General features: G+C 67.2%; 11 protein-coding genes. 6 read left to right on the forward strand and 5 right to left on the reverse strand.

Annotated features, from left to right (window positions below; all coding sequences use genetic code 11):
- Nucleotides 1-458: 458 nt before the first annotated feature.
- Nucleotides 459-1,097 carry a hypothetical protein gene (locus AC1D2F_RS08015; protein WP_229993228.1) on the forward strand — a complete coding sequence of 213 codons (639 nt, stop codon included), beginning with the start codon at nt 459-461 and terminating at the stop codon, nt 1,095-1,097.
- A gap of 76 nt (nt 1,098-1,173) precedes the next feature.
- Nucleotides 1,174-1,878 (forward strand): hypothetical protein, encoded by a 705-nt coding sequence (locus AC1D2F_RS08020; RefSeq protein WP_229993227.1) that lies wholly within the window; start codon nt 1,174-1,176, stop codon nt 1,876-1,878.
- A 35-nt stretch (nt 1,879-1,913) separates the two neighbouring features.
- Here the strand turns inward: AC1D2F_RS08020 and AC1D2F_RS08025 are convergent, their stop codons facing one another.
- Nucleotides 1,914-2,441 (reverse strand): flavodoxin domain-containing protein, encoded by a 528-nt coding sequence (locus AC1D2F_RS08025; RefSeq protein ID WP_476966521.1) that lies wholly within the window; start codon nt 2,439-2,441, stop codon nt 1,914-1,916.
- Between the two features lie 188 nt (nt 2,442-2,629).
- On the opposite strand from AC1D2F_RS08025, the gene AC1D2F_RS08030 reads away from it, so the two are divergent.
- Nucleotides 2,630-4,087: a benzaldehyde dehydrogenase gene (locus AC1D2F_RS08030; protein ID WP_364747518.1), complete on the forward strand. Its 1,458-nt coding sequence runs from the start codon at nt 2,630-2,632 to the stop codon at nt 4,085-4,087.
- Between the two features lie 122 nt (nt 4,088-4,209).
- On the opposite strand, the gene AC1D2F_RS08035 is transcribed toward AC1D2F_RS08030, so the two are convergent.
- Together AC1D2F_RS08035 and AC1D2F_RS08040 are read right to left on the reverse strand one after the other, a co-directional pair.
- A complete protein-coding gene (locus tag AC1D2F_RS08035) occupies nt 4,210-4,902 on the reverse strand; it encodes a hypothetical protein (RefSeq protein ID WP_364747285.1) in 693 nt (230 codons plus the stop codon).
- Nucleotides 4,903-4,936: 34 nt separating this feature from the next.
- Nucleotides 4,937-6,352, reverse strand: coding sequence for an NAD(P)H-quinone dehydrogenase (locus AC1D2F_RS08040; RefSeq protein ID WP_229993224.1), 1,416 nt, complete (start codon nt 6,350-6,352; stop codon nt 4,937-4,939).
- A 108-nt stretch (nt 6,353-6,460) separates the two neighbouring features.
- Between AC1D2F_RS08040 and AC1D2F_RS08045 the strand changes: the two genes are divergently transcribed.
- A complete protein-coding gene (locus tag AC1D2F_RS08045; protein WP_229993223.1) occupies nt 6,461-7,279 on the forward strand; it encodes a purine-nucleoside phosphorylase in 819 nt (272 codons plus the stop codon).
- A gap of 47 nt (nt 7,280-7,326) precedes the next feature.
- On the opposite strand, the gene AC1D2F_RS08050 is transcribed toward AC1D2F_RS08045, so the two are convergent.
- Nucleotides 7,327-7,806, reverse strand: coding sequence for an RrF2 family transcriptional regulator (locus AC1D2F_RS08050; protein ID WP_229993222.1), 480 nt, complete (start codon nt 7,804-7,806; stop codon nt 7,327-7,329).
- Between the two features lie 128 nt (nt 7,807-7,934).
- Between AC1D2F_RS08050 and AC1D2F_RS08055 the strand changes: the two genes are divergently transcribed.
- Nucleotides 7,935-9,674, forward strand: a complete 1,740-nt coding sequence (locus AC1D2F_RS08055; protein WP_229993221.1) for a phospho-sugar mutase — start codon at nt 7,935-7,937, stop codon at nt 9,672-9,674.
- On the opposite strand, the gene nirD is transcribed toward AC1D2F_RS08055, so the two are convergent.
- On the reverse strand, nt 9,671-10,069 hold the full coding sequence (nirD, locus tag AC1D2F_RS08060) for a nitrite reductase small subunit NirD (RefSeq protein ID WP_229993220.1): 399 nt from the start codon (nt 10,067-10,069) through the stop codon (nt 9,671-9,673). The two genes, AC1D2F_RS08055 and nirD, sit on opposite strands and share 4 nt — an antisense overlap.
- Before the next feature lie 257 nt (nt 10,070-10,326).
- On the opposite strand from nirD, the gene nirB reads away from it, so the two are divergent.
- The gene (nirB, locus tag AC1D2F_RS08065; RefSeq protein ID WP_290369345.1) at nt 10,327-13,008 is read left to right on the forward strand and encodes a nitrite reductase large subunit NirB; all 2,682 of its coding nucleotides are present in this window, start codon (nt 10,327-10,329) and stop codon (nt 13,006-13,008) included.

Here is a 13,008-nt window from a genome sequence, read left to right on the forward strand (position 1 = left end):
AAATGGCGAGTCCGGTCAAGGTGAGTTGCCAGTAAGTGACCAGTATCGAGATGACGACCAAGATTAGGAATAGAGCGGGGATCCACATGGCGACATTATGCATATGGGACACGCCCGGAGGTAGAGGACTTAATCCCTGATCGCCCGCACGGGAATTGTCGTCCGCATGGTCCTCCCCGCCGTCCGGATGATGAGGTCCACGGGCGGCGGAATGCCCGCCGGATTGCGAAGGGGTTCGGTTGCTGCAAGTTGCTTGCGCCGTAACCTCCGACAAACGCAAAAGCGTCCCCGGAAGTTGCCGGGGACGCTTTTGCGCTGGAATCTGGCGTCGCGGAGTTCAGTGCGTTCAACGCTCACAACTCGACTCCCCGTCGCGAAGCGGGCCTTTCTCCCCTTGGCGCAGCCGCTGCTGCAGCGATGCAATGGACTGAGGTCCGTTCGTCTGCAGGAGGCATTCCATGAACGTCCCGGTTATTTTGGCGCTCGGTGCAATAATTGTGTTCGCCGTCGTGATGGGTGTTGTCATGTCACGAGAAAAGGATCCGCAGCGGCGGGCCGCCGCGCTGACGCGCACCGGAGCGGCCGTCATGGCGGCGTTCACGGTCCTCGGGGGAATCTTCATCGGCGGGTTCGCGATGCAGGAGCCGGGCGGAACAGCCGGAACGCTGATAACGCTCGCCTGGGTCGTGCCGATGCTCATCCTCGGGGTCTCGGCCTGGTTTTGGCCGGCGGCAACCGCCCCCCTGCTGCTCGCCCTCGCCTCTGCCTTCATTGCCGCGTGCGTGTGGCTCGCCTTCGACCCCGCTGCCCTGAGCACCTTCCTCAGTGACAACGGCCCCGTTATAGCCGTCAGCGTGCTCGCGTTGGCTTTCCCGGCCGCCATCCTCGGGCTGAAACTCACCGCCCTGGCCGGCTGGCTGCTGGTGGCCCTGGGGGTTCTGCCGCTGTTGATTACGGTCATCGGAAGGTCGGGCGCGGTCGGATCGCTGATCGCTGCCAGCCTGGTTCCCCTGGTCTGCGGGATCGCCTATCTGCTGTCCGCCCGGATGGCTGGGGCCAGTTCGACGTCGGGAACCATTCACCCGGCGGCCGCCTAAAACTGCCGCGCCGCCGCCGAACCCGGCCGCGTAACGCAAATCGGGCCACGGGCAATCGGCGGGTAGCATCGGGGGCATGAGCGCCGAAGACGACGACATCACCGAAGAGTTGCTGGCCGACGCCGGGAAGCTGACCGGATTGAGCCTGGAACTGCTCGGGCTCGACCCGCACCCGGATGATATGACGGCCGAGCAGCGGCTCCAGTTTGATCCCGAGGACCTGGCCGAGATGGCCGCCGTCGATCCGGACGACCGTCACAAGGCCGTGGGCCAGACCCGCCTGCTGGCCGGACTCCTGTGGAACTCGTCCAGCATCCTCATCGACCAGTTATTCCGCGATCTCGGCACCCTCAGCACGCTGGAGGTTGTCACGCCGGCCGACATCGCCGGGACCTCCGTCCTGTCCTCGCTGCCGCCTCAGTTCGCCGCCAGCTACGACGCGAAGTTCACCCAGAAGTTCATCGTGGTCGCAGCAGATGTCACCGCGTCCCTGGTCCGGGGCTGGACCGCGCCCGGATGCCTCGCAGCGGAACTCGCCGTCCGCTGCCTGCTCGATCAGGCGGAAATCACTGAGGAAATCTACGAACTGGACCTTCCGGAGAACTGGCGGGCCGCCGTCGGGGAAGTCCTGCTGGAGGACGCCGAAAGCGACGCTCTGTACTCCGACGACGACGGCGACAGCCCGGACAGTGCCGACGCCGACGCCGGGAAGCTGGGTTTCGAGCACTGGTACCGGCCCTTTGCGCCCGGCGATACCGTTCCGCCGTACGCCTACTCCTGATCCCTGCTTCTGAGTCCTACTTCTGACTGCCCGCGCTAGGCGAATGCCGCCAGATAGTCTTCGGTGAAACGCCGGACGCCGTCCCACTCGGTGTAGACATAGTCCCGGGTGGTGTCGGTGTCGAGGGATCCCTTGTCCTTGGCGATCTTCTTCATGACGAGCTTCTTGATGAACCCGTAGTGGGTATAGAGCAGGGCGCCGGCAAACAGCCCGACTTGCGCGGGCCGCCACCCCGTGTCCTGCTCAAACTTCTCCACGTAGCTCTCCGCCGTCTCCTCGTCCCCTTGGGAGGCCATGCTCACCGAAACCAGGGCGGAAGGCAGCCGCTCGAGCTCAGCGCGGTTCTTCTTGACGAAGTCTGCGACGTATCCCTCGTGCTTTCCCACGTGCACCGAGGCCGCCACGATCACGCCGTCGTAGCCGCCCGGCAGAGGGTCTGCAGAATGTTTGAGGTCCGCCGTCTCTGCCTGGTGCCCGTTCGCCCGGATTACCTCGGCAATATAATCCGCGATTTTTGCTGTTTGTCCTTCAACGGTCCCGTAGGGGATATAGATTTTGGCCATGTGCCAACTTGACCTCCCCCGGCTGTGACGCACTACGGCCGAAGGTCCCGCGGGCGGCAACGCACGGCCCTCTTGACGCCCGCACTCTTGACGGCGGCGGCGTACCGACATGTGATGGACGAAGGCCCGGTCCGGTCCTGATTCGACCGGCCGGTACACAAGCAGGACCCACGATGAAAGGACGCAACATGTCCCTGCTCGACTCCGCCCTCTGGGACGGCAAGATCTACCTCAGCGGCTGGCGGCCCGGGCGCGGCGGGACCGGTGACGCCGTCGAACCAGCCACCGGAGAAACGCTGGGCCGCTATGGCGTGGCCTCAGTGGAGGATGTCCGCGAAGCCGCCGCGGTGGCCGCGAAAGCGCAGAAGGACTGGGCCGCCCGCAACCCGGAGGACCGCGCCGCCGTGCTCCGCCGCGCGGGACAGCTCTGGGAGGAACACTCGGCGGAAATCCAGGCCTGGATCGTCCGCGAATCCGGCGGCATCCCGCCCAAAGCCGGGCTGGAAACCCACATCGCGGCCAACGAATGCTACGACGCCTCCGCCCTGCCCTCACTCCCAGCTGGCGACGTGCTGACCTCGAACGAGAGCCGCTGGTCCTTCGCCCGGCGCCGGCCCGTCGGCGTCGTTTCGGTGATTGCACCCTTCAACTTTCCGCTGATCCTCTCCATCCGCGCAGTCGCCCCGGCGCTGGCCCTTGGCAACGCCGTCCTGCTCAAACCGGACCCGCGCACTGCGGTCTGTGGTGGCGTCACCTTGGTCCGGGTGTTCGAGGAGGCAGGTCTTCCGCCCGGCCTGCTCTCCCTGTTGCCCGGAGGCGCCGAGATCGGCTCGGCCGTCGTAGAGGCACCCGAGGTTCGCGTCATCGCCTTCACGGGGTCGACGGCGGCAGGGCGCAAAGTGGGCGAGGCGGCCGGCCGGCTGCTCAAGCGTGCCCATCTGGAACTCGGCGGGAACAACGCACTGATCGTGCTGCCCGGCGTCGACTTCCCCAAAGCTGTCTCCGCCGCCGCGTTTGGCTCCTTCATGCACCAGGGTCAGATCTGCATGGCGTCCGGCCGGCATATCGTGCACGAGGATATCTACGAGGACTACGTCAGCGCCCTGGCGGAAAAGGCCCGCCATTTACCGGTAGGCGACCCGAAGAGCGGAACAGTGGCGCTGGGCCCGGTGATCGACGAGAAGCAGCTCCACCGGGTGGACACGATCGTTCAGGACGCGGTGCAGGGCGGCGCGCGCCTGGCCGCCGGCGGCAGCCATGACGGCCGGTTCTACCAGCCCACCGTGCTCGCCGACCTCGACCTCGCCAGCCCGGCGTGGAAGGACGAGATCTTCGGCCCCGTCGCCCCGGTGATGAAGTTCTCCACCGTGGACGAGGCCGTTGCCCTGGCCAACGACAATGAATACGGGCTTTCGATAGGAATCCTCGGCGACGTCGGGATGGCCATGGCGATCGCCGACCGGCTCGACTCCGGAAAGATCCATATCAACGAGCAGACGGTGTCCGACGAGGCCAACTCGCCCTTTGGCGGGGTCAAGAACTCGGGCAACGGCTCGCGGATCGGCGGCCATCATGCCAACATCGAATCCTTCACGGAAATCCAGTGGCTGACCGTGCGGCCGGACATCGCACCGTACCCGTTTTAGGCCGGGTAAATGCGGGAGTTCCCCGCCGCGGATGGCGCGGAGCCGGACTCCGCGGGCAGATCAGGGCGAATGTCCGGCGGTCATTCGCCCTGATCTGCCCGTAAGATGGCCGCTCCCGGTACTTAGGGCTCGAATAAGACCGAACCGGTCATGAAGATGCCGCGCTGCGGGACCCAGAATTCCCCGAGCCGTTCCTGGACGGGCAGTGCCGACGTCTGTCCCAGGCTGTGCCCCTGCAACTGCGCCTTGCTATCGCGGACGAACCACATCCGCCGCGGGCGCGCCAAAAAGGTTTGGCCGTTGGGCGCCGCGCCCGTCAACCCGAGGTGCCCCGCCCCCAGCACCGGGCCGGCAACGGCCCCCATGGCACGCAGGAACGTCCGGCTGCGCCACAGCCGCTCCGGAACGGCGCCGGACACCGCGGACATAAGCCGGGTGACCGGCGTCGCCGCCAGCTTCAGGTCCCAGCTCAGGTCCACGCCGGCTCCGACGTCCACGCTGAAGGAATAGCCGTCGCGCCACCGGATGGAGATCCGGCGAGTGGACGCCGAGCCGATGGCGCTGCCGAAGTAGCGGGGGCAGGAGGTCCCGGGGTCGGTGGTGCTGTGAATCGTCCAGACACCGGCAGGGTCGCGGATCCAGACCGAGATGTAGCCCGGGCCGACGGACGACGCCGGAAAATGCCGAAAGGCCAGGACGTAGCCGGAGCTGAACGGAACGCCCATGACGGCGTAGCCGGCAAAGCGTTCCTCCGCACCGGAGGGCAGCGCACAGTTCTGTTCCATCGGCTCAACAAGCGAGCGGGGACTCTGCATGGCTTCGGCCTCCGGTTTTGCTACATGTGAACTGTTACATGTGAACGTGGAGCCGCCGGGCCGCTTCGGAGATGGAGCCGCTCAGCGACGGGTACACGGTGAAGGTGCTGGCAATGTCGTCGACATGCAGTTTCTGGGTCACGGCGATCGATAGCGCGAAGATGAGCTCGGAGGCGTTCGGGCCCACCACCACCCCACCAATGACGGTGCCAGAACCCTTGCGGGCGAAGATCTTGATGAACCCGTCGCGGTGGTTGCGCATCTTGGCGCGGGCGTTGCTGCGCAGGGACAGCTTGATGATGTCGCCCTGGTACTTGCCGGATTCGATCTCCGCCTCGGACACGCCCACGGAGGCGATCTCGGGCGAGGTGAAGATGTTGGATGCCACCTGGTGCAGCTTGATCGGCATGACGGCGTCGCCCAGGAAGTGGGCCACGGCAATCCGGCCCTGCATCGCGGCCACCGAGGCCAGGGCCAGGACGCCGGTGCAGTCGCCTGCGGCGTAGATGTTCGGCGCCGTGGTGCGCGAGACGCCGTCGACCTTGATATGGCCGCTCTCGGTGAGCGCGACGCCGGCTTCCTCCAAGCCGATTCCGGCCGTGTTCGGGATGGAGCCGACGCAGACGAGGCAGTGGCTGCCGGTCACCTTGGAACCATCGCCGAGGGTGACCACCACGCCGTCCTCCGTGCGCTCCACGGTCTCGGCGCGGGCCCGGGAGAGGACCTTCAGCCCGCGGCGCTCGAAGACGCCCTCGAGGACCTCGGCGGCATCCGTGTCCGAGCCCGGCAGCACGCGGTCGCGGCTGGAAATCAGGGTGACTTTGGAGCCCAGGCCGTTGTAGGCCGAGGCGAATTCCGCGCCCGTGACACCGGAACCCACCACGATGAGCTCCTCGGGGAGTTCGTCCATGTTGTAGATCTGGGCCCAGTTCAGGATGCGCTCACCATCCGGACGCGCCGTGGGCAGCTCGCGCGGGTGGGCGCCGACCGCCAGCAGGATGGTGTCCGCCTCCACCGTCTCGGTGCCGTCGGCGGTCAGGACCTCAATGGTGTGGTTGTCCAGCAGCTTGCCGGAGCCGATCAGGATGCGGACGTTCTGGTGTTCCAGCCCGGCCTGGATGTCCTCGGACTGCTTCCGCGCCAGGCGGAGCAGGCGGTCGTTGATGTGCTTGAGGTCCGCGCGCATCGACGGGGCAAAGTCGCCGCCGTCGACGTCGAACTTGACGCCCAGCTCCCCCGCCTCACCGACGCGGGTCATCAGGTCCGCCGTCGCGATCAAGGTTTTGGAGGGCACGACGTCGGTCAGCACCGCGGAGCCGCCGAGTCCCGCACGCTCGATGATGGTGACCTGCGCCCCCAGCGAAGCGGCGACCATGGCGGCTTCGTAGCCGCCGGGCCCTCCGCCGAGAATTGCGATGCGGGGTGAGCTGAAGTCAGGATGCGTAGTCACAATCAACCATTGTCCACCATCCGAACCGGAGCCACCAAGAATCCGGGCCCTGCGCTCGTCCCGCCGCGCATGCTGGGCAGCAGGGCCGAGCCGCGATAACTTGTACCGGTGAGTACAACAGAATTCCTGAACACGGACCCTTTCGACGCCGCCCGCGCCGCCGCCGACTACATCGCCGAAGAGACGGGCGTCGATTCCCATGACGTCGCGCTGGTCCTCGGCTCGGGCTGGGGCGACGCCGCCGAGCTGATCGGCGAGACCACCGCCACCTTGTCCGCCGCCGAAATCCCCGGCTTCTCCGCACCCTCCGTAGTGGGGCACGTGGGCACCATCCGCTCGGTGCTGACCAAAGAGGGAAAGCGGGCCCTCGTCCTGGGCGCACGCACCCACTACTACGAGGGCAAGGGAGTCCGCGCCGTGGTTCACGGCGTACGCACCGCCGCGGCCGCCGGCTGCAAGGCCCTCGTGCTCACCAACGGCTGCGGCGGGCTCAACGAGAACTGGACGCCCGGCACCCCGGTGCTGATCAGCGACCACATCAACCTCACCGCCACCTCTCCGCTGGAAGGCGCCACGTTCGTGGACCTGACAGACCTGTACTCCTCCCGGATCCGCGGCCTCGCTCGCGAAGTGGACCCGTCCCTGGAGGAGGGCGTCTACGCCCAGTTCACCGGCCCGCACTACGAGACGCCCGCCGAGGTGCAGTACGCCAAACGGATCGGCGCCGACCTGGTGGGCATGTCCACGGCCTTGGAGGCCATCGCCGGCCGCCACGCCGGCATGGAAGTCTTCGGCATCTCGCTCGTGACCAACCTCGCCGCCGGGATCAGCCCCGTGCCGCTCAGCCACGGGGAAGTCCTTGAGGCCGGCCAGGCCGCCGGACCGCGGATTTCCAAGCTGCTCGCAGAGATCATCGCCAAGCTCTGATCACTGCATTACTGGTGCCGGCTAGGTCCTGGACTACCTCGCTGCGGTTATTCCGCAGCCAGGTAGTCCAGGACCTTTGCCTTGTCCGACGGGAACCGCCGCTCGATCGAGTCCGCGATTCCGGCGATGCTCTGGCGCGCCAGCGCCTGGCGCCAGGCGAGTTCGGCCTGGCGCATGGTCTGGGAAATAAGGCACGTCCGTGCGAAGTTATCCCGCCGATCCGGATCCGGGACATTCCCGAGGATCGCCTCGCACCGGAAGGCCGGGTCCTGGCCCTCCAGCGCCAGCACAATGTCCAGCACGGTGATGTTTTCCGGCCGGCGCGCCAAAAGAAATCCGCCGCGGGGCCCGGAGACTGACTCCAGCACACCGGCCCGGACCAGCGACTGAAACTGCTTGTTGAGATAAGCGGCCGGGAGTCTGTAGAATTCGGCCAGCCGTGCGCTGTTCACCGGCTCGCCCGGCGGTGTCCATGCCATGTTGACGCAACTGTGCACGGCCCATTCCACGCCACGGCCCATCTTCATATTCCAGACGCTACGTGTCCGGAAATTTGGGTGTCAAGGTCCTGCTTGAGGCGTTGAGATGGAACTGAAACCCCAACTCCCGATTCTTTGGGCAGGAATCCCTCGCGATTGGCGATAGTTTGGTTCCTATGACGTCTTCTGATGCCGAACTCGCCCGACTCCTGAGCGATGCCCGAGACTGGGCAAACCGGGACCCGGACCCCGCCACCGCCGCCACCTTGTCTGAGCTGATTCGTCTCACCGATGGCGGCGTCGCCGCGGCCCGCCAGGAGCTGGCCGACAGCTTCAGCGGCACCCTCCAGTTCGGCACCGCCGGACTACGGGCGGCCCTTGGCCCGGGGCCGAACCGGATGAACCGCGTGGTGGTCCGCCGCGCCGCCGCCGGCTTCACCGCCTTCCTCACCAACGCCGTCGAGCAGGCCTCCCCCGGCACCCGGCCGCGCGCCGTCGTCGGCTACGACGCCCGCTACAACTCCGATATTTTCGCCGAAGAAACCGCTGCGATCCTCACCGCGGCCGGTGTCGAAACCTTCCTGATGCCGGCCGCGCTGCCCACCCCGCTGCTCGCGTACGCGGTCCGGGCGCTGGACTGCGACGGCGGCGTCATGGTCACCGCCAGCCACAACCCGCCGCAGGACAACGGGTACAAGGTGTACCTGGGCCGCCACGCGGTTGAGGAAAGCGGCCGCGGCGCCCAGATCGTGGCACCCTACGACGCCCTGATAGCGGCGAAGATCGACGCCGTCGGCGACCTGGACTCCATCCTCCTGGCCGCCGACGGGTGGACCGTACTGGAGCCCTCGATCGCCACCGAATACCAGCGCGCCGTCGCGGCCCTGGCGGTTCCGGAAAACTTCCCGGCCCGCAGGCTGAAGATCGTCCTGACCCCCATGCACGGCGTGGGCGGGGAAACGGCGGTGGCGGTGCTGAACGCCGCCGGTTTCGACGACGTCACGCTGGTCACGGAACAGGCGCACCCGGATCCGGACTTCCCCACGGTGAACTTCCCCAACCCGGAAGAGCCCGGGGCTCTGGACTTGGCCCTGGAGGCGGCGACGCGTGAGGACGCCGACATCGTGATCGCCAACGATCCCGACGCCGACCGGGCGGCCGTGGCGGCGAAGGACCCGGGCACCGGCGCGTGGCGCATGCTGCGCGGTGATGAGGTGGGCGCCCTGCTCGGCGCCCACGTCGTAGCCCGGCAGGCCGCGGGCGGCGAGGCACCGGCCGGCGTGTTCGCCAACTCGATTGTGTCGTCCCGGTTGTTGGCGCGGATCGCGGCCGCAGCAGGCTACGCCCACGAGGAAACCCTGACCGGCTTCAAATGGATTGCCCGCGTGCCGGGACTGGTCTACGGCTACGAGGAGGCGCTGGGTTATTGCGTCGCCCCGTCGCTGGTGCGCGATAAGGACGGCATCTCCGCGGCGGTGTTGATCGCCGAGCTCGCGGCGGCCGCAAAGGCCGAGGGCAAGACCATCTTCGACACCCTGGACGAGCTCTACCTAGTGCACGGGCTGCACGCGAGCGACCAGCTCAGCATCCGGGTGGCAGACCTCGGCCTGCTGGACGCGATGATGAACCGGCTGCGCGTCAGCCCGCCGGAATCGTTCGGCGGCTCCGGCGTCGAGGCCGTCACGGACCTGGCCGTGGGCAGCGAGCAACTCCCGCCCACCGAGGGCCTGATGTACCTGACGAGGGACCTCAGCCGCGTCATCATCCGTCCCAGCGGCACGGAACCGAAGCTCAAGTGCTACCTGGAAGTCATCCGCAGCGTCGGCTCGGCCGCCGAGCTTCCGGCGGCCCGGGACGAGGCGCGTGCCGCGCTGGACGGCGTCCTGGCGGACGTCCGCGAAGCCCTGGGCCTCTAGAGCTCTACCTCGATGTACCCGCCCACAACCCGGGTACCGAAGGTGGCGAGCCGGAGTTCCGGGCTGCCGAGGCACTCACCCGTAGCGAGGTCGTAGACCTCCTTGTGCAACGGCGAAGCCACCGTGGGGCGGTCCCCGCGGGAACCGGTGATGCCGCGGGCCATGACGTGCGCCCCGGTGGCCGGGTCTTCCTGCGCGACGGCGAAAACCTCACCGGACACGGTGCGGAACAGGGCCACCTGGCGGCCCGCAATCAGTGCTGCCTCGCCCCAGGCGGGTTCGAGGTCCGCCACGGCGCACACGCGGTGCCAGCCGGCTGCGGCTGCCTGCTCAGCGGTCTGGTCCTCAATGTCGGGTACTGCGTCAAGTACTGCGGTTTCTAGTACGGCGGTCATCCCGGCCCCTCTCTGATACATCCCTTTACGGGCTGAACCGCTGCTGCGGCCACATATTCAAGCTAGGCCCGCGGTGTTTCATCCGGACGCGCCGGATGTGTCCGGCGCGTAAAAGAGAGCTAACACGGCCGGAAATGCATTCGTGATGCAGAAGTTAAGATCACGAAACATAAGGGAAACTGAAGCGAAATTCCCGTTGCCTAGTCTGGGACGACAAGCTGCAGAGCACCGTCTGCGGCCCATGCGAAAGGCCCACCGTGACCGGACACCCCTCAAGCCACCCGAACCAGGGCGCAGCCAGCGCCGCCCCGCGCCGTATTGTGGTGGCCGGCGGCGGCCCCGCAGCGCACCGTTTTGCCGATGCCATGCACGCCCGCGGACTCGATGGCTGGCACGTTACCGTCCTCACCGAGGAAGCCCACCTCCCCTACGACCGCGTCGCGCTGAGCAAGGCACTGACCGACAGCGACGTCGACCTCACCCTGGGCAGCGCTTCCATGTGGGACCACACAGCCCTGAACCTCAAGACCGGCGAACGCGTCATCAGCATTGACGCCGCCGGCAAGACGGTCAAGACCGCGGCGGGAACCGTCTTTGAGTATGACGAGCTTGTGGTCGCGACGGGCTCGGACGCGGCCCGTCTGCCCATCCCGGGCTCTGAACTCACCCACGTCTACCGCACCCTTGAGGACGTCTGGTCCATCAACAAGGCGATCGCGGACCTCACCGAGAAGCTTGGCCGCAAGGTCAACGCTGTCACAATCGGCGGCGGTCTGCTGGGTCTGGAATCAGCGGCCGGCACCGAGCAGCTCGGCGCCACCCCGATCGTCATCAACGGCTCGCCGTGGCTCATGAACACCCAGCTGGACGAGGGTGCCGGACAGGCGCTCGGCCGCCTCATCGAGGCCAAGGGCTTCACCGTCCACGGCGGGGTGTTCCCCTCCGAGGTCCTCTCCGACGACGAAGGCCAGGTCACCGGCGTCCTCATGGCCGACGGCCGGATCATCGACGCCGACATCGTGATCGTTGCGATCGGTGTGCGGCCCCGCGATGAGCTCTTCCGGGCTGCGGAGGGTGCAGAGCAGCAGTTCCAGCTCGGCCAGCGCGGCGGCGTCGTCATCTCCGACGACTGCTCCACGGAGGTTCCCGGCATCTGGGCAATCGGCGAGGTCGCCAACTTCGGCGGCATGTGCCTGGGCCTGGTGGCCCCGGCCAACACGATGGCCGAAATCGTCGCGGACCGGCTGCACGGCGGCGACGCAACTTTCCCCGGCTTCGACACGGCCACCAAGCTCAAGCTCTCCGGCGTCGACGTCGCCAGCTTCGGCGATGCCTTCGCCCGCACGGAACACGCGCTCGAAATTGTCTACGCCGACCCCGCCCGCGGCGTCTACCAGAAGATCGTCACCACCGACGATGCCAAGACCCTGCTCGGCGGCATTTTCGTCGGCGACGCCTCGCCCTACACTTCCCTGCGCCCCATGCTGGGCCGCGAACTGGCCGCCGAACCCGGCGCCTACCTCACCGCGGCCGGCGGCGGCGAGGCCCCGGAGACCGAACTGCCGGACGACGCCATCCTGTGTTCCTGCAACAACGTCTCTGCGGGAACCATCCGCGACACCGTCAACGGCTGCGGGGCCTGCGACGGCAACGCGCCCGTCCAGGAACTCGGCGAGCTGAAGGGCTGCACCCGGGCCGGAACCAGCTGCGGTTCCTGCGTGCCGATGCTCAAGAAGCTGCTCGAGACCGAACTGACCAAGTCCGGCGTCGAGGTCTCCAAGGCACTCTGCGAACACATCGAGCTGTCCCGCCAGGAACTCTTCGACGCCATCCGTGTCCTGGAACTGACCTCCTTCGAGGAGATCATGGCCAAGTACGGCACCGGGGCCGGCTGCGATATCTGCAAGCCGACCATCGCCAACATCCTGGCCAGCCAGAACAGCGCCTACGTCCTGGACGCCGGCCGCGGCACCCTGCAGGACACCAACGACCGTGCCCTGGCCAACATGCAGAAGGACGGCACCTACTCGGTGGTTCCGCGCATCGCCGGCGGCGAGATCACCCCGAAGAAGCTCGGCGTGATCGCCGCTGTCGCCGAGCAGTACGGCCTCTACACCAAGATCACCGGCGGCCAGCGGATCGACATGTTCGGCGCCCGGCTGGAGCAGCTGCCGGAAATCTGGAAGATCCTCGTGGACGCCGGCTTCGAATCCGGCCAGGCCTACGGCAAGAGCCTGCGCACGGTGAAGTCCTGCGTCGGCTCCACCTGGTGCCGCTTCGGGGTCCAGGACTCGGTGGCCATGGCCATCGCGCTTGAGCTGCGCTACCGCGGACTCCGCAGCCCGCACAAGCTGAAGATGGGCGTCTCCGGCTGCGCCCGCGAATGTGCGGAGGCCCGGGGCAAGGATGTCGGCGTCATCGCCACCGCGGACGGCTGGAACCTGTACGTCGGCGGCAACGGCGGGGCCACCCCGGCGCACGCCCAGCTGCTGGCCAAGGACCTCGACGACGAAACCCTGATCAAGTACATCGACCGCTACTTCATGTACTACATCCGCACCGCCGACCGCCTGCAGCGCACCGCGCGCTGGCAGGAAGAGCTCGACGGCGGCATTAAGCACGTCGAGGACGTGGTGGTGCATGACACCCTGGGCATCGCCGAGGACCTTGAGGCCGCTATGGCCAAGCACGTTGACACCTACGTCGACGAATGGGCCGACACCCTGAAGGATCCCGAGCGCCTCCGCCGCTTCCGCTCCTTCGTCAACGCCCCGGACCAGAAGGACGATTCCATTACCTTCGTCTCCGACGAGCGCGGCCAGATGCGCCCCGCCACGGCCGAGGAGAAGGCGCTGGCCGGTCAGCAACCAGTCCTGATCGGCGCTTCCATTCCGGTCCGCGCCACCACCCCGGAACTGCTTGACGAGAACGAGGTATAG

The organism is Arthrobacter sp. P1_B3 (assembly GCF_056406615.1).

Coding starts and splice junctions, on each gene's coding strand:
- AC1D2F_RS08055 (WP_229993221.1), top strand. CDS start 7,935: ATGACGTCTTCTGATGCCGAACTCGCCCGACTCCTGAGCGATGCCCGA.
- AC1D2F_RS08030 (WP_364747518.1), top strand. CDS start 2,630: ATGTCCCTGCTCGACTCCGCCCTCTGGGACGGCAAGATCTACCTCAGC.
- AC1D2F_RS08050 (WP_229993222.1), bottom strand. CDS start 7,806: ATGAAGATGGGCCGTGGCGTGGAATGGGCCGTGCACAGTTGCGTCAAC.
- AC1D2F_RS08020 (WP_229993227.1), top strand. CDS start 1,174: ATGAGCGCCGAAGACGACGACATCACCGAAGAGTTGCTGGCCGACGCC.
- AC1D2F_RS08035 (WP_364747285.1), bottom strand. CDS start 4,902: ATGCAGAGTCCCCGCTCGCTTGTTGAGCCGATGGAACAGAACTGTGCG.
- AC1D2F_RS08025 (WP_476966521.1), bottom strand. CDS start 2,441: ATGGCCAAAATCTATATCCCCTACGGGACCGTTGAAGGACAAACAGCA.
- nirD (WP_229993220.1), bottom strand. CDS start 10,069: ATGACCGCCGTACTAGAAACCGCAGTACTTGACGCAGTACCCGACATT.
- AC1D2F_RS08015 (WP_229993228.1), top strand. CDS start 459: ATGAACGTCCCGGTTATTTTGGCGCTCGGTGCAATAATTGTGTTCGCC.